This window comes from Rothia mucilaginosa, from assembly GCF_049990865.1.
GTDB classification, from domain to species: domain Bacteria; phylum Actinomycetota; class Actinomycetes; order Actinomycetales; family Micrococcaceae; genus Rothia; species Rothia mucilaginosa_I.
Genome location: NZ_CP188231.1, coordinates 1,869,197 through 1,888,784, shown reverse-complemented (window position 1 = coordinate 1,888,784; position 19,588 = coordinate 1,869,197). Strand labels below are relative to the sequence as shown.

Here is a 19,588-nt window from a genome sequence, read left to right as displayed (position 1 = left end):
GCTTTTAGCTTGCGGTTGAGGTACCCAAGATCCACGCGGATGCGTGTTCCACACCCTGCCCCGTCCTCCTGCACCTCGGAGGGCGGGGCAGTTTTTATGCCCGCTTTTATGCCCACTGCGTGCGGAGGCACCCGGACTAGGTGAGCTTGCCCGGACTAGATGATCCCAGCAGGATTAGGTGACAGAAAATTGTCCTATTTAGTGGGCGAAGACATATAAGCCCCCGAACACCCGTCAATCCCCGGTAAAATAGGCAGGAAGTGAACACTAAGCTCACCGCCTGTTCGCGCCGCACCGGGCGCCGGCCGGTGAACTTCGAAAGGAAGATTTTCGTGTCTGAAGCAGCACGCCCCCTGCGCGTCGCCGTTATTGGTGCAGGTCCCGCCGGTATTTACACCGCCGACATCCTCACCAAGTCTGAAGAGGTCCGCACCGGCGCCGTCGAGGTCGCTATCGACATCTTCGACCGCTACCCCGCCCCCTTCGGCCTGATCCGCTACGGTGTGGCACCGGATCACCCCCGCATCAAGGGCATCATCACCGCACTGCACAAGGTCCTGGACCGCGGCGACATCCGTTTCTTCGGCAACGTCGAATACGGCAAGGACCTGACCCTCGCCGACCTGCGCGAACACTACGACGCCATCATCTTCGCAACCGGCGCGATTTTCGATGCACCCCTGAACATTAAGGGCATCGACCTGGACGGCTCCTACGGCGCAGCAGACTTCGTCTCCTGGTACGACGGCCACCCCGACTACCCCCGCACCTGGCCGCTCGAAGCTGAGCAGGTTGCAGTGCTCGGTAACGGCAACGTCGCCCTGGACGTCTCCCGCATCCTCTCCAAGCACGCTGACGACCTGCTCGTCACCGAAATCCCCGACAACGTCTACCAGGGCCTGAAGGCTTCCCCCGTGACCGACGTGCACGTCTTCGGTCGCCGCGGCCCCGCACAGATGAAGTTCACCCCGCTCGAGCTGCGCGAACTCGCACACTCCCGCGACGTGGACATCGTCCTGTACGAAGAGGACTTCCAGTTCGACGAGGCTTCCGAGGAAGCAATGGAGAAGAACGCACAGACCAAGGTCATGATGAAGACCCTGCGCGGCTGGCTGGAAGACCAGAAGACCAAGGAACAGACCGCATCCCGCCGCCTGCACCTGCACTTCCTGCAGTCCCCGCACGAGATCCTCGGCGAAGACGGCAAGGTCGTGGGCCTGCGCATGGAGCGCAACAAGCTCGACGGCAAGGGCGGCATCATCGGCACCGGCGAGTACGTGGACTACCCCGTACAGGCTGTCTACCGTGCAATCGGTTACTTCGGTTCCGAACTGCCCGAAATCGGTTACGACGACAAGCGCGGTGTCATCACCAACGTTGAGGGTCGCGTCGTGGACGAGAATGGCGAGGTCGTTCCCGGCCTGTACGCATCCGGTTGGATCAAGCGCGGCCCCGTCGGCCTGATTGGCTCCACCAAGTCTGACGCACTCGAGACCATCACCCACCTGCTCGAGGACCGCGAGAACCTCTACACAGCAACCGAGCCGGACGCAGAGGCATTCAGCGCATACCTGGACTCCAAGGGCATCAAGTACACCACCTGGGAAGGCTGGCACCGCCTGGACGATCACGAGAAGGCACTGGGCGCAGCATCTAAGGATGCAGCCGGTGAGCCTCGCGCCCGCGTGAAGGTTGTGGACCGCGACGAGATGATTAACATCTCCCGCGGCGAGTAATCCTTACGTGTAGTACGTAGAGCATAGAAATCGACCCCATACCGTGAGCCGGTGCGGGGTCGATTTTTGTCTATATATAAGGAAGCGGGGGAGGGGAGCGTCAGGGGCCAAGCTCGAGAAGCGCCCGCCCCGAAGAGCTATCGAAAGAGCGGTTAAAGAAACCCACCCCGCACCATGAGGTCATGCGGGGTGGGTTGGGTAGGTGCCGAAGACACTCGAGGACATACCCTCCGGCTACCCGGACGCGCAGCAAGCCCATGCAGTGGCTTCACGTGCGGCGCATCCCTTAACGGGGTCTAGAAAGCTAAAGAAACACCAAGATTAGCTCTCTAAACAAGCGCATAGCCGTACGGTGTGTAGGCTATGCACACTTTTTGAGGACGTCTTCAATGCCCAAAATGGCCTTGAGTACGGTTTCAGTTTCAGTACCCAGCTTCTTGCGGACTTCACCAGAAATGACGGCCTTCACGATGTTCTTGAAGGTCTTCCACTGCTTGAAGGCGTTAACGAGTGCCTTAATAAGCTTGTAAATGGCGATGCCCAGCTGAATGACAAACTTTGCAATACTGACAACGCAGGCAATAACACCAACGGGGGAGAGCGCTGCGTGGGCGCGTCCATCAGACTTGCGGACAGCGGCCTTCGCGCTTGCAATCTGACGGCCTGCGTCAGTGCCCTGGACGGTGGTCAGGTTGCCCAGTGCGCTCTCAATGCCGCTATTAACGCGGTTGGAGGATCCAGGCTTCGCATACTTCAAACGGGCAGGTACCTGCTCGAGGCGGCGCAGAATCAGCTTGAGCTGCTGGTCGGCAGTCATTGCCTTCTGCGGGTGCGCCATCTGCTGTGCCTGCGCTGCGGGTGCAGCTGCACAGCCGAGAGCGATGGTTGCGGTGCCTACGCCAAGCGCGCGGAATGCCGTGCGACGGTTCATCGTTGCGGACACTGGATCCCCCTTCGGATCTCTATTCGGTTTATCGGTGCTGTAATGTGCGGTGACTTTACGTCTGGGGCTCCGGAAGTGGCCCCGTGCTGCAAGGTTCGGAAGTGACCTCACGCCCTCTATAGTACGGTGCTCAAAGAGGGGGCTTCAAGCCAGTTCAGGGGGTATTTTCAGCGGGCTTTCATCTCTCCTTGTCAATCGCTAGAGGTTTATCAAATCTTTATATTTCTGTGTTGTCATAATTCTGTATTTACTTGCATAAAGTGAAAAATACGCATCTGACAAGCCGTTTTATTGTATTCCCCGGAGTGAATATTTTCATTTTGGTGCATCTTGACGGGTAGTTGCTTTGCACGGCACGTTTTTTTGGGCTCCCCCCGGGGGGGGGGTGAAGCTGGGCTGTGCCTGCTGGGTGGTGCTAGATGGGCGGGGCAGTGCTTGCTGGATGGTGCTTGCTTGTGCACCTTATATAGGCGCTGTAGAAATTACTGAAAATTTTTGGAGATATTTTGCGCGCGTTTAGGCTGCCGTGAGGTGAGTGAGAGGGGGTGGCGGATTTTTGGAACTCTTGCGAAGGGCTGTTCAAGGACCTTCGGACTCTCTTCGGGCATCTTCGGAACAAAATTTTGGAAGATTCTGAAGAAAATCTGTGGAAATCAGAGTGGAAAATAGGGCTTCCTCGAAGCCTCTGCGGGCACCCAAAAGCTGCTAAAACCCCTCCAAAAGCCCCTGATATGGGGCGTTGTGAAGAAATTTTAAAATTTTTTGAAGTTTTTCTGAATCCTCATTGACAAGCTTAAACGTATATGGGCCAGGCTATAAACGGTCGAAAATGGGGGTCAAAATCGGGCGAAATCGAACAAAACGGTTTGCGCGCCTCCGCAAACCTGACATAGACTAGTGGAGGTTCGAACGACGGGATGAAGAAAACTGAACCTGTTCGATCGACTAGGCCCCCATCGTCTAGCGGCCTAGGACGCCGCCCTTTCACGGCGGTAGCACGGGTTCAAATCCCGTTGGGGGTACTTGCAAATCTCACGATTTGCAAAGCCAAGTTTGATGATATAGAATTTACTTCTGTTGATTCCAACAAGGCCCCGTAGCGCAGTTGGTTAGCGCGCCGCCCTGTCACGGCGGAGGTCGCGGGTTCAAGTCCCGTCGGGGTCGCTCTGGCCGCGTAAGTTCAGATGATTATTCATCCGAAGACGCGGTCATTGCGTATCTATAAGTAAATACGCAAGGCTCTGTAGCTCAGTTGGTAGAGCGTACGACTGAAAATCGTAAGGTCACCGGATCGACGCCGGTCGGAGCCACGAAATCCGCCTCCAGGCTTCTACAGTGGGGCGGGTTTTGTTTTTAAAAAACTTGAGGGCTGCAGATACTGCAACCCGTCGAAAAGGCGGCATCTTGGGAATAAAACCCCGAGGTGCCGCCTTTTTGTATACGGAAACAATGCCCGCTCACTCTAGAAAGCATCCCGCACCCATGACTGCTCAGAATTCCAGTACACAGCCTCCCAATGCACAGCCTCCACAGAGCTCACCTCAGATTCCGAGCTCACCCCAAATTCCCTGGGCAAAAAATGCTGCTGTCGGCGCTCAGGCAGACGGAATCCGCTTCGATAGCATCACCAAGAGCTACCCGAGCCGAACCGGTGAACCCACCACGGTGTTGCAGAACCTGAACCTGCACATCCCCGCCGGGCAGATTACCGTGTTTGTCGGCCCCTCCGGATGCGGTAAAACTACTAGTCTACGCATGATTAACCGCATGGTGGAGCCCGATAGCGGCACCATCACCATTGACGGCGTGAACGTGCACGAGAAGAACCCCTACGAGCTGCGCCGTGGTATTGGCTACGTGATGCAGCAGGGCGGGCTCATGCCGCACCGTACCGTCGTGCAGAATATTGCTACCGTGCCGCGCCTGCTCGGTACCTCCCGCAGGCAGGCGCAGGCGCGCGCCCTCGAACTGCTTGAAGTGGTCGGTCTGGATTCTTCGTATGCGAAGCGCTACCCCTCCCAGCTGTCGGGCGGTCAGGTGCAGCGCGTCGGTGTGGCGCGTGCTCTCGCCGCTGATGCGCCCGTCCTGCTCATGGATGAGCCGTTCTCCGCGGTGGATCCGGTGGTGCGTACCGACCTGCAGAAAGAGCTGCTGCGCCTGCAGGATCGACTCGCCAAGACGATTGTGTTCGTTACCCACGACATTGATGAGGCGCTCCTGCTCGGCGATACAATCGCCGTCTTTGCGGAGGGCGGTCGCCTCGCCCAGTTCGGCACTCCCGAAGAGATTCTGTACAGCCCTGCTGATGATTTTGTGCGCTCTTTCGTGAGCCGATCTGTTGCCGGTCTGCTGGATGAACAGACGGTGCGCCAGGCGCGTGCACGCCGACTTGCTGCCTCCCGAGAAGCACAGGATAGCGCGGTAGAAGGTGAGAAAAGCGAATGAGCTTTCTGGAAAATAGTGTGCTCGCGGCGCCACCGCACGCCGCGCAACCCCTCGCCGCAAGCGATATGCACTGGGAATGGGTCGCAACCAATAGCCAGCGCATCCTCGAACTGACCCTCAGCCACCTCTACCAGGGCGTCGTGCCCGTCGCGATTGGCACTCTCATTGCACTGCCGGTCGCCTACTACGCGAGCCGTCGCCGTGACCGCGGTTCCGAACGCCGCATTGGTGCGCGAACCCTCATGCACCTCTCCTCACTGCTGTACACCATCCCCTCGATTGCACTGTTTGTGCTGATGCCGCTCATTCTGGGAACCTCCATTATTTCCCCGCTGAACGTGCTCGTCGCCCTGAGCATCTACTCCTTCTCGCTCATGGTGCGCTCCGGTGTGGATGCCTTCGACTCCGTACCCGATAGCGTGCACGAATCTGCCCGCGCCCTCGGATACACGCCCCGACAGGCGCTGATGGAGCTCTACCTGCCTCTCGCCGTGCCCGTCATCATGGCGGGAATCCGTGTGGCAACCGTGGCAAATATTGCGATGGTGTCCGTGGGCGCCCTCATCGGTGTGCCCTCGCTCGGCACGCTCTTTACCGACGGTCTTGCGCGCAATATCCCTTCGGAGATCCTGGCTGGCGTGATTCTTAGCCTGTTGCTGGCACTGGTCCTGGATCTGCTCCTTATCCTTCTGACGAGGGCACTTACGCCCTGGCAGGTGGCTACGGTTGCGAATCGCCGCCGCCTCGAAAGGAGGGCGTAACCCGTGAACGTCATAGAACGAACCTTCGCCTACCTCATGGACGGCGCCAACTGGCAGGGAAGCGGTGGAATCCTCGTGCGCCTGCTCGAACACCTGAGCGTCACCGCCCTCGCCACCGCCTGCGCGGCACTCATCGTCGTGCCCCTCGGCCTCTGGGCTGGACACCACCGACCCTCTGACGGCACTAACCGCCGCCGCAGCAACCTGCTCATGAGCGCCGTAGCCGCCACCCGCGCGCTGCCCGCGCTCGGTCTGCTCACCATCCTGGCGCTCTGGCTGGGCGTCTCAACCCTGCCCGCCCTCATCGTGCTCATTATTATTGCGGCGGCACCCCTGCTCGCCGGAGTTCTTGAAGGCCTTGCCGCCGTGCCGGAAGACCTCGTGGACGCAGCCCGCGCTCAAGGCCTGACCGAATGGCAGATTCTGACCCGCCTCGAAATCCCGCTCGCCGCCAACATGATGCTCGGCGGGCTCCGCTCCGCACTCGTGCAGGTCATCGCAACCGCGACCATCGTCGCCTACCTGAGCGGCGGAACCCTCGGCAGGTACCTCTTCGACGGGCTCGCCGTGCGCGATTACCCGCGTATGCTTGTCGCAACCCTGCTCGTGGCGCTTCTCGCCTTCGCCGTGGACGCGCTCATGGGCCTCGTGCAGCGTGTGCTCACCCCCGCGGGGCTCACCATCAACCGGAAGAAGGCATGAGCCCGATGAATCAGACACATCAAACCTTCACACGCCGTACCGTATCTCGTCGCACTGCCCTCACCGCCGCCGGAGCGCTCGGCATGGCGGGTATTCTCAGTGCCTGCGGGCTCAGCGGCGATAAAGTCTTCAGCGGCGAGCACGAAGGAATCATCGTCGGCTCAGCGGCCTTCGCCGAATCCCAAATCCTTGCCGAAATCTACGCCGGAGCCCTCGCCCGGGCGGGATTCAATGCCCGCACCCAGCTGAGCATCGGCGCCCGCGAGGCGTACCTGGGGGCACTTGCCTCCGGTGCGGTGGACGTTATTCCGGACTACTCCGGCAACCTGCTGCTTTACCTCGACCCGAAGGCTACAGCTAACACTGCGCAGGAGATTCTGCAAGCGCTACCCGCCGCCCTCGGCACCCTTACCACGGGTGGCTCCGGGGCTGAAATCCGCGCCCTGAACGCCTCCGAGGCGGAGGATAAGGACTCGCTCGTCGTTACCGCGCAGACCGCCCAGAAATACGGTCTGCGAAGCCTTGAAGACCTCGCCTCCCGCTGTACGAATCTGAAGCTCGGCGCCGCCCCGGAGTTTGCCGAGCGCGCCTATGGCATCCCGGGTCTGAAAGAGAAGTACGGATGCGTCCCCGCCGAGTTTGTGCCCCTCTCGGATGGTGGTGGCGCGCTGACCGTCAAGGCCCTGCTGGATGACACCGTGCAGGTGGTTGACCTCTACTCGACCACGCCCGCGATTGAGCAGAATCAGCTGGTGGTGCTGGAGGATCCGAAGAACATGATTCTGGCTCAGCAGGTGCTGCCCATTATCAATACATCGCGAGTTCCCGACTCTGCGGCGGAGGTTCTGAATCGTGTCTCGGCGAAGCTCACCACCGCTGATTTGCGCACTCTCAATGACCGTGTTTCAGGTACCTCTAAGCAGGAGCCCGCGCAGGCGGCGGTTGCCTGGCTGAACGAGCACGGCTTCTAAGACTCTGCCTGATATTCCACATAAATTCCTCTATAGGAATGTCTATAAACAAAATCGACCTGGTAATATTCTAGAAATAGAATATTGCCAGGTCGGTTTATGTCGCCCATCTCCCACACCTCTCCCACAAGTTAGGGGAGGGGCATACAGTAGCTTTTAGCCCTCAATCAGCAGCGCCAGAGCCTCGTAGGGGCGCAGGCTCAGCGTCACTGTCTCAGTTGAATCAGATACAGCAGAATCCGCCGCAGCGGAATCGACAGCAGAATTCTTGTAATTACACACCAGCACGCGACCGGAACGAACGAATTCAGCCGGAACCTCAACCTCGGTCGGCTCACCGTAGAAGTTCGTCAGCACCAGCAGACGCTGCGCCGGGCTACCGTTTTCAGCTACAGCGGGCAGCTCACGCAGGTACGCAAACACCCGCTCGTGATTCAACGCGTAGGGCGCGTACGAACCCACAGAGATGACCGGGTACTGCTTACGCAGGGCAATCAGGTTGCGGTAATAAGGCAGAATCACGCCGTCACGTTCCTCATCCTCCACCGAAATACCGGCACCGGTCGCCGCATCACGCACCGGGGCGGGAGCCAGCCACGGCGAGGTGGAACCAAAACCGGCAGTCGCCGGATCCGCGGTCCACTGCATCGGCACACGCGAATTATCGCGAGCCTTCGACGCCACAATCTCCAGGGCCTGCCGCTTGCTCAGACCGCGCTCACGCAGCATCGCGTAGGCGTTGTGCGCCTCCACATCCACGTACTGCTCGATCGAGGAGTAGACCGGGTCAATCATGCCGATTTCCTCGCCCTGGTATACGTACGGGGTGCCGCGCAGCAGGTGAATTACGGTCGCCAGCATGGTCGCCGACTCGGCACGGTAACGCTCAACGTCACCAAAACGGTTCAGCGCGCGCGGCTGATCGTGGTTATTCCAGAACAGTGCATTCCAGCCGCCGCCGGCCTGCATCCCCAGCGCCCAATCGTTCAGAATCTGCTTCAGCTCGGTAAAACGGAACGGCACCTTTGACCACTTCTCGCCGTTCTCGTAGTCCACCTTCAGGTGGTGGAAGCTGAACACCATATCCAGCTCGTGGTTTGCCGGGTTGGAGTAGCCCACGCAATTTTCGATGCTGGTCGAGGACATTTCGCCCACGGTCACGGTGTCATCATGCTGACCGAAGGAGGCGCGGTTCAGCTGCTGAATGCGGGTGTGCACAATCGGGGTGTCGGTGTATTGTTCCTTGTCCACGGTGCCTTCGGGGGCGTCGAGTAGCTCTTCACCCTTGCCGATGACGTTAATGACGTCGAAACGGAAACCGCGCACGCCCTTCTCGTACCAGAAGTTCACCACCTTAAACAGTTCGTCGCGCACAGTCGGGTTGTACCAGTTCACGTCCGCCTGGGTGCGGTCGTACAGGTGCATATAGAACAGGGGAGTGCCGTACTCATCCGTGTACTCGCCAAAGCGGGACCAGCAGGAGCCGCCGAACTTCGATTCCCAGTTGGTCGGTTCGCGCAGCTGACCGTCCTCGGTGTACCTACCGGGGCGAATGTAGAAGTAATCCCAGTACTCGCGCTCACCGGCGAGCGCACGCTGGAACCACTCGTGCTCGGTCGAAATATGGTTGAGGACCATGTCGAACATGACGCCCACACCGTGCTCGGCGAGGGCGGCAATCATCTCTTCGACGTCCTCCATGGTGCCCAGGTCGGGATTGATGGCGTAGTAGTCGGAAATGTCGTAGCCGTTGTCGTTCTGCGGGGAGGCGAAGAACGGGTTGAACCACACCATGTCCACGCCCAGGGAGGCAATGTAGGGCACCTTCTCGATGATGCCGCGCAAATCGCCGTAGGCGCCACCGGCCGAGGAGTAGAAGGACTTGGGGTACACCTGGTAGATGACGGAGGACGCAAAGTCCTTGCCGCCTGCCGGGGTGGTTGCCGGTGTGGTTGCCGGGGTGAGGGTGAGCGATGCGGTGGGTGCCTGTGTCATGGAAACCTTCTGAAATGTGAGCAGGGTTCAGTGCGTATAAATCTGCGTATAAATCAGTGTGTTGGAAACGAACCGCGCCAGTGCTATGTATGCTGCTACGTGTGCACAGCGAAGCCCGTACGCGGCGGACGCAGCAGCCCGCCGCCTCCCGGCGCGTTCGCCGACTGAATATCGCCGCCCGCAACCTGGGCTCATTCCAGATTAGGGGGCATAATGGGGTGATGTCCCCCGTCTACCCCAAAGGGGGCAATTCTGCCGCAGATCCGGCACAATCCCCGTGGCCTCAACCCTCCCACCGATAGGCGGTTGCAGGCTCGTGCGCGTTTCGATGCATGAAACCAAAGTGACCCTGAGCTGAGAAGCGTTGGACGCCGCGCGTAAAATCAGTACTTGCATCACTACGGAAGGTAAAACAATGCCAGAACTGCGTTCACGTACTTCAACTCACGGCCGTAACATGGCTGGTGCCCGCGCCCTGTGGCGTGCCACCGGCATGGGCGATGATGATTTCGGCAAGCCCATTATTGCTATCGCGAACTCTTTCACCCAGTTCGTGCCCGGCCACGTGCATCTGAAGAATATGGGTGAACTGGTCGCCGGCGCGATTCGAGAGGCTGGCGGCGTTGCCAAGGAATTTAACACCATCGCCGTTGATGACGGTATCGCGATGGGCCACGATGGTATGCTCTACTCACTGCCTTCCCGCGATTTGATTGCTGACTCGGTGGAGTACATGGTCAACGCGCACCGTGCTGACGCGCTGGTCTGCATCTCTAACTGTGACAAGATCACCCCCGGTATGCTTCTGGCGGCTATGCGCCTGAACATCCCCACTATCTTTGTGTCCGGTGGCCCCATGGAGTCCGGCGAGGGCATTGAGGGTATTGTTGAGCACCGCCTCGACCTGATTGACGCCATGGTGATGGCTGTTAACGATAGCGTCAGCGATGAGGCTCTTGCTCAGGTTGAGAAGAATGCGTGCCCGACCTGCGGTTCGTGCGCGGGTATGTTTACCGCGAACTCCATGAACTGCCTGAATGAGGCGATTGGTCTGGCACTGCCCGGTAACGGCACCACCCTGGCTACTCAGGTTGCTCGTAAGGAACTGTTCCTGGATGCTGGCCGCCGCATTGTTGAGCTGGCTAAGCGCTACTACGAGCAGGATGACGAGTCGGTTCTGCCCCGCTCCATTGCGACCAAGGAGGCGTTCGAGAACGCTATGGCGCTGGATGTGGCGATGGGCGGTTCGACCAATACCGTGCTGCACACCCTGGCGATTGCTCACGAGGCGGGCGCTGACTTCACCCTGAAGGATATTGACCGCATTTCCCGTCAGGTTCCCTGCCTGGCGAAGGTCGCCCCGAACTCCACCAAGTACCACATTGAGCACGTGCACCGTGCCGGCGGTATCCCCGCCCTGCTGGGTGAGCTGAACCGTGCCGGCCTGCTGCACAAGAACGTTCATTCTGTTCACGCTGACTCGCTGGACGAGTGGCTGGACGAGTGGGATATCCGCAGCGGCAAGGCGAGCGAGAAGGCGAAGGAACTGTTCCTCGCTGCTCCCGGCGGCGTGCGCACCACTCAGGCGTTCTCCACCGCGAACAAGTACGAGTCCCACGAGACTGACGCTGAGAACGGTTGCATCCGCTCCGTGGAGCACGCGTACACCAAGGACGGCGGTCTGGCGGTCCTGTACGGCAACATCGCCCAGAACGGTGCAATCATCAAGTCCGCTGGTATTGATGAGGAGCTGTTCCACTTCAAGGGTCGCGCGTTCGTGGTTGAGTCTCAGGACGAGGCTGTGTACGAGATCCTGTCGAAGAACGTGAAGGAAGGCGACGTTGTCGTCATCCAGTACGAGGGCCCGAAGGGCGGCCCGGGCATGCAGGAGATGCTGTACCCGACCTCTTACCTGAAGGGTCTGGGCCTGGGTAAGAAGTGTGCACTGATTACTGACGGTCGTTTCTCCGGCGGTACGTCCGGTATTTCGATTGGTCACGTTTCCCCGGAGGCTGCCGCTGGCGGTGCGATCGGCCTGGTGCAGACCGGTGACGAGATTGAGATTGACGTGAACAACCGCATCCTGCGTGTGAACGTTTCGGATGAGGAGCTGGCTGCTCGCCGCGAGGCGAAGGGCGCTGCACCGTGGCGTCCGACGAAGCCGCGTGAGCGTCAGGTGTCGAACGCCCTGAAGGTGTACGGCATGCTGGCTGCTTCGGCTGATAAGGGTGGCGTGCGCATCCTGCCCGAGGACGCATAAGCCCCTCACGTATCGTGTGAGAATTTAATACTTGCCCTGATGGGCTGGCGCCCCGTTCCGCGGTTTTTCTGCGGGCGGGGCGCTGTTCTTTGCCCGCTTCTTTGTCTGCCGTCGTGGGATACCCGGTGCGGCGTATTGCCTTGTCAGTTGCGGTGCAGTAGGGTGTAAGGAGGTATTTTTATACTTATTCACCGACTCAGCACAACCACTCAAACACAACGTAATTCGCAACCCTCACGAGGACGCACTCATGATTACCCTGCCCGCACGCGCACAGCGTGCCTTTACTCGTCGTGCCCTGACGGCTCTTGCCTGCATTGGCGCGCTCGCTTTGAGTTCTTGCTCTGCTCAGCCGCAGGCTGATGATTCTGAAACCACTCCGATGAAGGTCGCGACTTCCTCGGCATCCGTTGATGTGAAGGCGCTGTTTACGGCGGCGGACGGCTCCTGGAAGCCGAATACTGTGCAGATTTCTGCTGGTCTGGATGCGCCGGCAACTTTTGATGCTGTAGCAACCCCGACCGATGCGCCGAGCACGGACGCTGAGTACGCGGCGGCATACGCTACGGCGAGCGGATCCGCGAACATTATTGATGCGGGTACCCGCTGCGGTGTGACGAGTCTGCTGGGTGGTTCTGCCGGTATTTACGTGTATGACGGTTCGGATTGTGCGAAGGCTCAGGAGGCGGTGCGTCTCTTCAACAGCCGCAAGAACCAGGACGGTTCGGCGAGTGTTGAGTGGTATCAGTGTGCCACGAAGGTGCAGGGCCGCGACTACATTACGGGTGCCTGCTTCACGCAGGGCGGTAGCGTTGAGAAGCCTCGCCTGGCGTTGATTCCGGCGCAGACCCGCATGCTGTCGGGTACGCTGACTTTCGCTGAAGCTTACGGCGGCGGCACTTTCGGTCAGGGCGATTCGGCGAAGACTGTTGAGGCGCTGCGTTTCACCAGCCCGGACTCTAAGGTCGCGTGCTCGGTGACCCCGTCGGGTGTGGATTGCCAGGCGCTGGTGGGTGTGACCCTGGAGGGTTGGGATGCCGCCTCCGGTAAGGCGCAGCAGCGCGTGCACATGGTGCAGGACCAGGCTCCTGCGGTGAGCCTGGTCGGTCAGACCGCCACTCCGGAGCCGGTGAATACCGAGGGTATTACTGCGTTGCCGACCGGTCAGGTGGTGACTGCGTATGGTTACACCTGCAAGTCGGTGAATAGCGGTAAGGTGCATTGCGTGAGCGCGACGAATGGTTTCACGCTTGATTCGGTGGAGGTTGGCGTAGAACGCCGATAAACCTGGCGAGCATGAAGGCGCACCGTGAGTAGCCGCGCTCACCTCCAGGATTTTCAATATGAAGGTGCCCGGTACCCCTCTCATAGGGGTGCCGGGCACCTTCGGTTTTAACGTCGCTTAGCGGAAGTTGACGATGCTAACGTCCAGCTCGGAGGAGAGCAGCGGCTCCCATGCGGCGACAGCCTTCTGGAAGTGCTCGGTGCCCATGTGCTGCTCGAGCAGTTCCTGGGATTCCCAACGCTCGATGAATGCGAAGTCGGTGTCGGAGACGGCACCGAAGTCGTAGCTGACGTTGCCTTCGTCCTGGCGGCTTGCGGTCACGAGCGGTTCGATGGTCTTGAGGAATTCTTCGACGTGCTCGGGCTTGACGGATACTCCGGCGTAGACACCAATCATGGGGCTCTCCTTGTGGGGTGGTGCGGCGGTTGCCGCGTCGTATATGACTCTTTTACCGTACACCTTCACCCCCGCGGCGGGGAGGTATGCGCGGGGGTTTCTCGCGCTGTGTTCTGCGCCGTGTTTTGTGCTGGGTTTTACGCTGGGTTTTGTGGTGTGGTGGCGGGTGGGAGGATTTTCGGCTGACCCATTCGCTATCTGTAAAAAAGGTGTTTTATATTTGCGTGCCCCTTTCTTTTCGACCTATAAAAGAATGAGGACGATACACCGCATAAATGGAAGGAGAAGCGGTATGGCACGCATGGGGGGTGACACTCATGGGATTTTCACCGGCGCATATCAAACGATGCACCCTGACCTGGGAGGCGCCCGACTATAGCGCCTCATACCCTGCCGGGTACACGGATCAGGGTGTTGCTGTGATTGCGGTAGCTCAGGAGCATCGCACGGCGCAGGGTTTTTGTTATTCGGCGTTGTCGACGGTGGTTTTTATTTCTAAGCAGGACGGTACCCGCACCGTGGTGAATGAGGAGCCGATGCTTTTCACTCACGTTCATTCCCTCATGGAGTGTTGCGATGAGGTGCATCCTTGCCTGCTGGGTCGTGCCGTGCTTTCGGCGTGGGATGTGGTTCCGGAGCAGTACCGCCAGAACCTGGTGACGATTGCTGCTGACCGCAAGAATTTGAAGCAGCTTTTCCGTGATTGCGACCAGTTGAAGGGGATTATGGAGTACCGCGCCTTTGAGAAGGTGCTGGACCCGTACGATAACCATTCTTTGGGTGAAGTTCATGTGAAGCTGGCTGGCACGCCCGCGTATGAGCGGATGCAGGCTGAGGTCTGCGCGGCACGTACCGCTGTGGATGAGATGGTGGAGGAAGCGCTGACTCCTCGACCGCTGGATCAGCTGCAGGACTATAGCGTTTTCACGGATTGTTCGTTCCGTTCGACTCACAATAAGAAGTATCAGCGTGGTGGCCGTATGGGTATCGCCGGCGTGAGTGAGGACGGTTTCTATTTTCACTCCCACTATGATGGCGTGAATATTATGACCGGTGAGCTGTCTGCGATGTTGGCGGCTTATACGGTGTTCCATAGTGGTTCGCGCCGCCTGATTATTCATACGGATTCTTTGGGTGCGTTGACGTTTGTGTTGCGTTTGGCGCATAGCCGTTGGGCTTTTGAGGCGTGGGTTTCTGAGGGTATTCAGGATGAGCGTGTGGTGGCTCAGATGAGTGCTTTGACGGAGGCTATCCGCGAGAAGCGTGTGCTGGTGAAGCATGTTCCGGGCCATACGGGCCACGGTTTGCAGGAGAGCAGCGATTCTGTGTCGAAGATGCATCGCCATTTTCCGGGGCAGATTGTGGATAAGCGTCATCAGAGCGAGTTTAATCAGCGTTGCGAGTCGATTATTACTGCTTTGTCGGGTTGTGCGAAGGCTGTTCGCCTGCTTGCGCCGGAGTGGTTGCAGATTAAACCTTCTTCAATCCACACGGGAAACCGTTTATGGCGCTAAACTAGTGCAGGGTAGAAATGAACGCGCGATACATTCGCCGCATACGAGGGTATGCGATGTCGGAGGTGTCGCGTGTTTCTTTTTGCCCTTTTTGCTGTTTCTGCCTGCGCTTGTGTGCGGCTGGCGTGTAGCGCCGCTTTGGCGTGTGGCGCTACTCTAGCTTGTTGCCTGGTGCATCCTGAGATGGCGCGAGGCATACAAAAGCTCCCCCTGAGTGTTGATTCAATCGAACTCAGGGGGAGCTTTTATCTTGTGCGCCTTAGCGGGTGAAGCTAGTGCGTGAAAAATAGTTTAGAGGAGCGATGACCACAGTCGGCAGAGGTTCTCCGCTATCTTGATGCGGCGCGGGCGCTCCGCCCACTGGGTGTACAGCAGCTCGGTGCAGACCTGCTCATATTCGGTGCATACTTCATCCAGCATCGCGACCATGCCGCGGTCAATGACGAACGTTGACACTTCCATGTTCAGCGAGAAAGAACGCGGGTCCATATTGGACGAGCCAATGAACGCAATTTCGTCGTCGACCATCATGAACTTGGAGTGCAACACGGTCGGGCTGGGGTACTGCAGAATACGCACACCCGCCTGCAGCAGCTGCTCGTAGTAGGAACGCTGCGCCATGTTCGGCAGGAACTGGTCGCCCTTCTCGCACACAATCACGGTGGTTTCAATACCGGAGTATGCGGCGTTCGTGAGCGCCTGCAGCAGGGTCTCTTCGGGCACGAAGTATGGCGAACAGATGGTGATACGCCGCTCGGCATTGTAGATCAGGTAGTTAATGAGGCGCAGGTTGTTTTCGGTTTCAAAACCGGGGCCGGAGGGAACAACCTGGGCGCGCATCCCATCCTCGGAGTAGGGGATAGAGGTGTTAATCTCTGCCAGAATCAGCTGGTTCGTTTCGGAGTACCAGTCGGAGACGAAAACGGCATTGAGCTCTTCAACGATGGGGCCGGTGCAGGAGAAGGTCAGGTCCTTCCACTCCAAGCCCTTCTTAATGTTTTCGGGCATGTCGTAGGAGCGGTGAATAGCGTTCTGCGAACCGGAGAACGCGACGCGGCCGTCCACGACGAGGACCTTGCGGTGGTTACGCAGGTCAGGGCGCTGCCACTTGAGTTTCCACGGTTTGAGCGGCAGCATGAGGCGCCACTGCATACCCGAGTCGTTGAGCATTTTCACGAGCTTCTTATAGGACGGGTATTTGCGGGAGCCGATGTGGTCGATGAGTACGCGCACCTGTACACCGCGTTCGTGGGCGGCGAAGAGGGCGTCCCAGAGGACTGCGCTCGCCTCGTCGTAGGCGGTGATGTAGAACTCGAAGTGCACGTATTTGGTGGCGCGGTCGACTTCTTCCGCCATGGCGACCATCGCTTCGTGGTTGTCGGGGTGGAGGGTGAATTGGTTGCCTCCGACCAGGGGGAGCGAGCCGAGGGTGTAGTTGAGTTGGCTGGCTACCTTGGCTGGGTCGGAGAGGTCGTTGGTGCGGGCGAGGAAGGGCTTGTTCTCGGTGGTTTCGCGGATTATGTCGTTCATGGCGTGTTGGCGTGCGCGGCGGTAGGCGGGCAGGCGAGAGGAACCGAAGACGAGGAATGCGATGAACCCTACGAAGGGGATGAAGAAGATGGCCATGAGCCAGCCCAGTGCAACCACGGGTTTGCGGTTGTAGGGGAGCCAGAAGAGGGCTGTGAGTCGGATGAGGATATCGGCGATGCCGAGTGCGAGGCGCAGCCAGTCGGGTAGGAAGTCAAGGTAGGTGGGGGTAAAGGAGTTCACCTCTCTATTATGCCGATGTTTCGTGGTGGGGCTGGAGCTTAGCTGGCTATACTGTGGGCCTTAACGCCAAAAATGCACTTGAGCATTGTGTGCAGTGGTGAAATAATTGCAGTTATGCAGAAAAAGGAACAGAGCCTTCGCGAACGCCGCCGCGAACAAACTTGGACGGCAATCCACGAAGCAGCCCTCAAACGCGTCCGCGAACACGGGATGCGCGGAACCACCGTTGAAGAAATCGCCCAGGAGGCGGGCGTCTCCCCGCGCACCTTCTTCAACTACTTCCCCTCCAAAGAGGATGCCGTCCTGGGTCTGCGCGAACCGGTGGTCAGCGAGGAAATCCTCGAAACAGACCGCGCCCACGAGGATGACAACACGATCATTCGTGTAACCCACCTTCTCTGGGAGGTCATTTTCCAGAGCTTCCACTACGCCAAGGGCAAGGACCCCCGAGCTCCCTATCAGGAGTTCCCCGAATCCGCGAAACGAATGAAGATGCACTACATGAAGTGCGAACAGGTGCTCACCGAGTACCTGAACACCATCGACTGGGTGGCTTTTGATGCTGCCGGTCGCCGCGGCCCCTTCCCGCGCCGAACCCCCGCTGACCCGCTGACCGATCACTTCCGCGAGCGATCGCGCGCAAAGGTCCAGCTTGCCTCCGCTGTGCTTCGCCAGCTGGAGTTTGCCCGCAACCTGGAGGACAAAGAGGATATCGCCCGCGGTATCCGCCAGACGGTGAAGACCTTCCAGTTCCTGCTTTTTGAGCAGAGTCGACCTGCAATCTAGCGGCGGTTTACTACTGCAAACGACAAAGCCCGCCGGACCTGAAACGGAACAACCAAATCGGGGCAACCGAATCAAGAACCTGGCGGACACACAGCAGACACATATTGAACGTAACTAAAGGATTAAACGATGAGTACAGAGGAAAAGAAGTTACCTCAGCCGCCAGCCGGTGAGGTTAAGCAGGAAAGTAAGAACCGCATCCGCGCCATGTTCCTTGGCCTGGTCATCGTGATGCTCATGTCCTCGCTGAACCAGACGATTCTGGCGCCGTCGCTGCCCACGATCGTCGGTGAGCTTCACGGCGTGGAGCACATGAGCTGGGTGATTACCATTTTCATCCTGCTGTCGACGGTTACGATGCCGGTCTACGGTAAGCTTTCTGACCAGTTCGGACGCAAGCCCTTCCTGCTTTTTGCGATTGTTGCTTTTATGGCGGGTTCGATTGTTGGTGCGCTCGCGCAGAACATGAACTGGCTGATTTTTGCTCGCGCCCTGCAGGGCCTGGGCGGTGGTGGCCTGATGATTCTTTCTCAGGCGGTGATTGCTGACGTGATTCCTCCCCGCGACCGAGGCCGCTACATGGGTATTATCGGTGGCGTTTTTGCATTCTCGTCGGTGGCTGGTCCGCTGATTGGCGGCTGGATTACTGAGGGCCCTGGTTGGCGTTGGGCGTTTTGGCTGAACCTGCCGCTGGCTATTATGTCGATTCTTGCGGTGATTTTCTTGCTGCCGCACCGCCCGTTCCGTGAGCGTGAGAAGCACAGCATCGACTACCTTGGTTCGCTGATTCTAATGGCGGGTACGAGCGCGCTCGTGCTTGCTACGATTTGGGGCGGTAACCAGTACGAGTGGACGTCGCCGCAGATTATTGGTCTGCTGATTTTCTCGGTGGTTGCTGCGCTGGTGTTCATCCCGGTGGAGAACCGTGCGGCTGAGCCGGTTATGCCCATGTACCTGTTCAAGAACCGTAACTTCCTGCTGACTCTGGGCGCTTCGCTGGCGCTGGGCGTGGCGATGTTCGGTGCGGTGGAGTACATCCCGACCTATCTGCAGATGGCGCTGGGCGTGAGTGCTACGGTGGCTGGTCTGCTGATGATCCCGATGATGGGTGTCATGCTGGTGGTGTCGATTGTGACGGGCCGCGTGGTGTCGAAGACCGGTCGCTATAAGAGTTACGTGACGACCGGTACCGCGATTGTGGCGCTGGGCCTGTTCCTGCTGTCGACCGTGAATGTTGAGACCCCGACTTGGCTGTTCTGTATGTACCTTGCGGTGATGGGTGCCGGTCTGGGTATGTCCATGCAGTTCTTGACTCTGATTGTTCAGAATGCGTTCCCGGTGAGCGTGGTTGGTACCGCGACGGCGTCGAATAACTTCTTCCGTCAGGTGGGCGCTACTGTGGGTGCCTCGCTGGTGGGTGGTCTGTTTACTTCGCGTCTGACGTCGCTAATTTCTGAGCGTATGCCGCAGCAGGCGCTGCAGTCTTCGGGTAGTCATGCGTCTTCGTCTCTGACTCCTGAGTTGGTGGCGTCTTTGCCGGAGCCGGTGCACGGCATCATTGTGAATGCGTATAACGATGCGCTGATTCCGCTGTTTCTGTACCTGGTGCCGCTGGGTCTGGTGTCTACGCTGCTTCTGTTCTTCATCCGTGAGGATGCGCTGGCGACGACCCTGGAGACTGAGCCGGCTGTTGATATTGCTCGTGCGGCGACCGGCGCGATTCCGGTGATTACTCCGGAGATGGCGGCGAAGGATGCGCAGGCTCTGAAGAGCATGCAGGGCCCTAACCGTAGGACGATTGCCGAGTCATTGAGCTCGGACGTTTCGCCTGAGGCGGGCTCTTCGGAGGATGGCAACTCCCCGCGTTCCTAGAACGAGGGATAACGAAAAGGTGCGCGACGGAGGCGTTGCCTTCCTATATAAGCGGCGCCCCGGCGCGAGTTGTGTGCTCGTGCCGGGGCGCCGCTTTTGGCTGCGTTGCCTTCAACGGTGCGCTTAAGAGGTGTGCCTTAGTGCTTGGTTTA

The 19,588-nt window shown here is 58.9% G+C and carries 14 protein-coding genes and 3 tRNA genes; 13 read left to right on the top strand and 4 right to left on the bottom strand.

Going from position 1 to position 19,588, the window contains the following annotated elements; translation table 11 throughout:
- Positions 1-332: 332 nt before the first annotated feature.
- Positions 333-1,736 (top strand): FAD-dependent oxidoreductase, encoded by a 1,404-nt coding sequence (locus ACP3RB_RS07355; protein ID WP_426698919.1) that lies wholly within the window; start codon positions 333-335, stop codon positions 1,734-1,736.
- Positions 1,737-2,097: 361 nt separating this feature from the next.
- Here the strand turns inward: ACP3RB_RS07355 and ACP3RB_RS07350 are convergent, their stop codons facing one another.
- Positions 2,098-2,679 carry a hypothetical protein gene (locus ACP3RB_RS07350; protein ID WP_060823986.1) on the bottom strand — a complete coding sequence of 194 codons (582 nt, stop codon included), beginning with the start codon at positions 2,677-2,679 and terminating at the stop codon, positions 2,098-2,100.
- 949 nt (positions 2,680-3,628) lie between these two features.
- Here ACP3RB_RS07350 and ACP3RB_RS07345 point away from each other — a divergent pair.
- From ACP3RB_RS07345 to ACP3RB_RS07315, 7 genes are all read left to right on the top strand, one after another.
- Positions 3,629-3,701, top strand: a tRNA-Glu gene (locus ACP3RB_RS07345).
- A gap of 68 nt (positions 3,702-3,769) precedes the next feature.
- Positions 3,770-3,843 (top strand) — tRNA-Asp (locus ACP3RB_RS07340).
- Between the two features lie 73 nt (positions 3,844-3,916).
- Positions 3,917-3,989: transfer RNA gene (locus ACP3RB_RS07335), tRNA-Phe, on the top strand.
- A gap of 172 nt (positions 3,990-4,161) precedes the next feature.
- Positions 4,162-5,124 carry an ABC transporter ATP-binding protein gene (locus ACP3RB_RS07330; RefSeq protein ID WP_311448497.1) on the top strand — a complete coding sequence of 321 codons (963 nt, stop codon included), beginning with the start codon at positions 4,162-4,164 and terminating at the stop codon, positions 5,122-5,124.
- A complete protein-coding gene (locus ACP3RB_RS07325) occupies positions 5,121-5,885 on the top strand; it encodes an ABC transporter permease (RefSeq protein ID WP_311448498.1) in 765 nt (254 codons plus the stop codon). The genes ACP3RB_RS07330 and ACP3RB_RS07325 overlap by 4 nt, the downstream gene beginning before the upstream one ends.
- A gap of 3 nt (positions 5,886-5,888) precedes the next feature.
- Entirely contained in the window at positions 5,889-6,587 is a 699-nt protein-coding gene (locus ACP3RB_RS07320; protein ID WP_311448499.1) for an ABC transporter permease, read from the top strand.
- Positions 6,588-6,592: 5 nt separating this feature from the next.
- Positions 6,593-7,558 (top strand): ABC transporter substrate-binding protein, encoded by a 966-nt coding sequence (locus tag ACP3RB_RS07315; RefSeq protein WP_311448500.1) that lies wholly within the window; start codon positions 6,593-6,595, stop codon positions 7,556-7,558.
- A gap of 156 nt (positions 7,559-7,714) precedes the next feature.
- Here the strand turns inward: ACP3RB_RS07315 and ACP3RB_RS07310 are convergent, their stop codons facing one another.
- Entirely contained in the window at positions 7,715-9,553 is a 1,839-nt protein-coding gene (locus tag ACP3RB_RS07310) for an alpha,alpha-phosphotrehalase (RefSeq protein WP_426698918.1), read from the bottom strand.
- A gap of 415 nt (positions 9,554-9,968) precedes the next feature.
- On the opposite strand from ACP3RB_RS07310, the gene ilvD reads away from it, so the two are divergent.
- Both ilvD and ACP3RB_RS07300 read left to right on the top strand, forming a co-directional pair.
- Positions 9,969-11,813, top strand: a complete 1,845-nt coding sequence (ilvD, locus tag ACP3RB_RS07305) for a dihydroxy-acid dehydratase (RefSeq protein ID WP_311448502.1) — start codon at positions 9,969-9,971, stop codon at positions 11,811-11,813.
- 250 nt (positions 11,814-12,063) lie between these two features.
- Positions 12,064-13,098 (top strand): 2-oxoglutarate dehydrogenase, encoded by a 1,035-nt coding sequence (locus ACP3RB_RS07300; RefSeq protein WP_311448503.1) that lies wholly within the window; start codon positions 12,064-12,066, stop codon positions 13,096-13,098.
- Positions 13,099-13,215: 117 nt separating this feature from the next.
- Here ACP3RB_RS07300 and ACP3RB_RS07295 read toward each other — a convergent pair whose 3' ends face one another.
- Entirely contained in the window at positions 13,216-13,494 is a 279-nt protein-coding gene (locus ACP3RB_RS07295; protein ID WP_311448504.1) for a putative quinol monooxygenase, read from the bottom strand.
- A 317-nt stretch (positions 13,495-13,811) separates the two neighbouring features.
- Between ACP3RB_RS07295 and ACP3RB_RS07290 the strand changes: the two genes are divergently transcribed.
- The gene (locus ACP3RB_RS07290; RefSeq protein WP_311446645.1) at positions 13,812-15,008 is read left to right on the top strand and encodes an RNase H family protein; all 1,197 of its coding nucleotides are present in this window, start codon (positions 13,812-13,814) and stop codon (positions 15,006-15,008) included.
- A gap of 291 nt (positions 15,009-15,299) precedes the next feature.
- Here ACP3RB_RS07290 and cls read toward each other — a convergent pair whose 3' ends face one another.
- Positions 15,300-16,778, bottom strand: coding sequence for a cardiolipin synthase (gene cls / locus ACP3RB_RS07285; protein ID WP_311448505.1), 1,479 nt, complete (start codon positions 16,776-16,778; stop codon positions 15,300-15,302).
- A gap of 114 nt (positions 16,779-16,892) precedes the next feature.
- On the opposite strand from cls, the gene ACP3RB_RS07280 reads away from it, so the two are divergent.
- Together ACP3RB_RS07280 and ACP3RB_RS07275 are read left to right on the top strand one after the other, a co-directional pair.
- Complete coding sequence (locus ACP3RB_RS07280) at positions 16,893-17,564, top strand: TetR/AcrR family transcriptional regulator (protein WP_298458669.1); 672 nt, start codon at positions 16,893-16,895, stop codon at positions 17,562-17,564.
- Positions 17,565-17,693: 129 nt separating this feature from the next.
- Positions 17,694-19,436: an MDR family MFS transporter gene (locus ACP3RB_RS07275; protein ID WP_311448506.1), complete on the top strand. Its 1,743-nt coding sequence runs from the start codon at positions 17,694-17,696 to the stop codon at positions 19,434-19,436.
- Positions 19,437-19,588 lie beyond the last annotated feature (152 nt).

What these genes read in the sequence shown, in the direction of transcription:
- ACP3RB_RS07315 (WP_311448500.1), top strand. Translation starts at nt 6,593, where the DNA reads ATGAATCAGACACATCAAACCTTCACACGCCGTACCGTATCTCGTCGC.
- ACP3RB_RS07300 (WP_311448503.1), top strand. Translation starts at nt 12,064, where the DNA reads ATGATTACCCTGCCCGCACGCGCACAGCGTGCCTTTACTCGTCGTGCC.
- ACP3RB_RS07325 (WP_311448498.1), top strand. Translation starts at nt 5,121, where the DNA reads ATGAGCTTTCTGGAAAATAGTGTGCTCGCGGCGCCACCGCACGCCGCG.
- ACP3RB_RS07275 (WP_311448506.1), top strand. Translation starts at nt 17,694, where the DNA reads ATGAGTACAGAGGAAAAGAAGTTACCTCAGCCGCCAGCCGGTGAGGTT.
- ACP3RB_RS07290 (WP_311446645.1), top strand. Translation starts at nt 13,812, where the DNA reads ATGGGATTTTCACCGGCGCATATCAAACGATGCACCCTGACCTGGGAG.
- ACP3RB_RS07280 (WP_298458669.1), top strand. Translation starts at nt 16,893, where the DNA reads ATGCAGAAAAAGGAACAGAGCCTTCGCGAACGCCGCCGCGAACAAACT.
- ACP3RB_RS07295 (WP_311448504.1), bottom strand. Translation starts at nt 13,494, where the DNA reads ATGATTGGTGTCTACGCCGGAGTATCCGTCAAGCCCGAGCACGTCGAA.
- ACP3RB_RS07330 (WP_311448497.1), top strand. Translation starts at nt 4,162, where the DNA reads ATGACTGCTCAGAATTCCAGTACACAGCCTCCCAATGCACAGCCTCCA.
- ilvD (WP_311448502.1), top strand. Translation starts at nt 9,969, where the DNA reads ATGCCAGAACTGCGTTCACGTACTTCAACTCACGGCCGTAACATGGCT.
- ACP3RB_RS07310 (WP_426698918.1), bottom strand. Translation starts at nt 9,553, where the DNA reads ATGACACAGGCACCCACCGCATCGCTCACCCTCACCCCGGCAACCACA.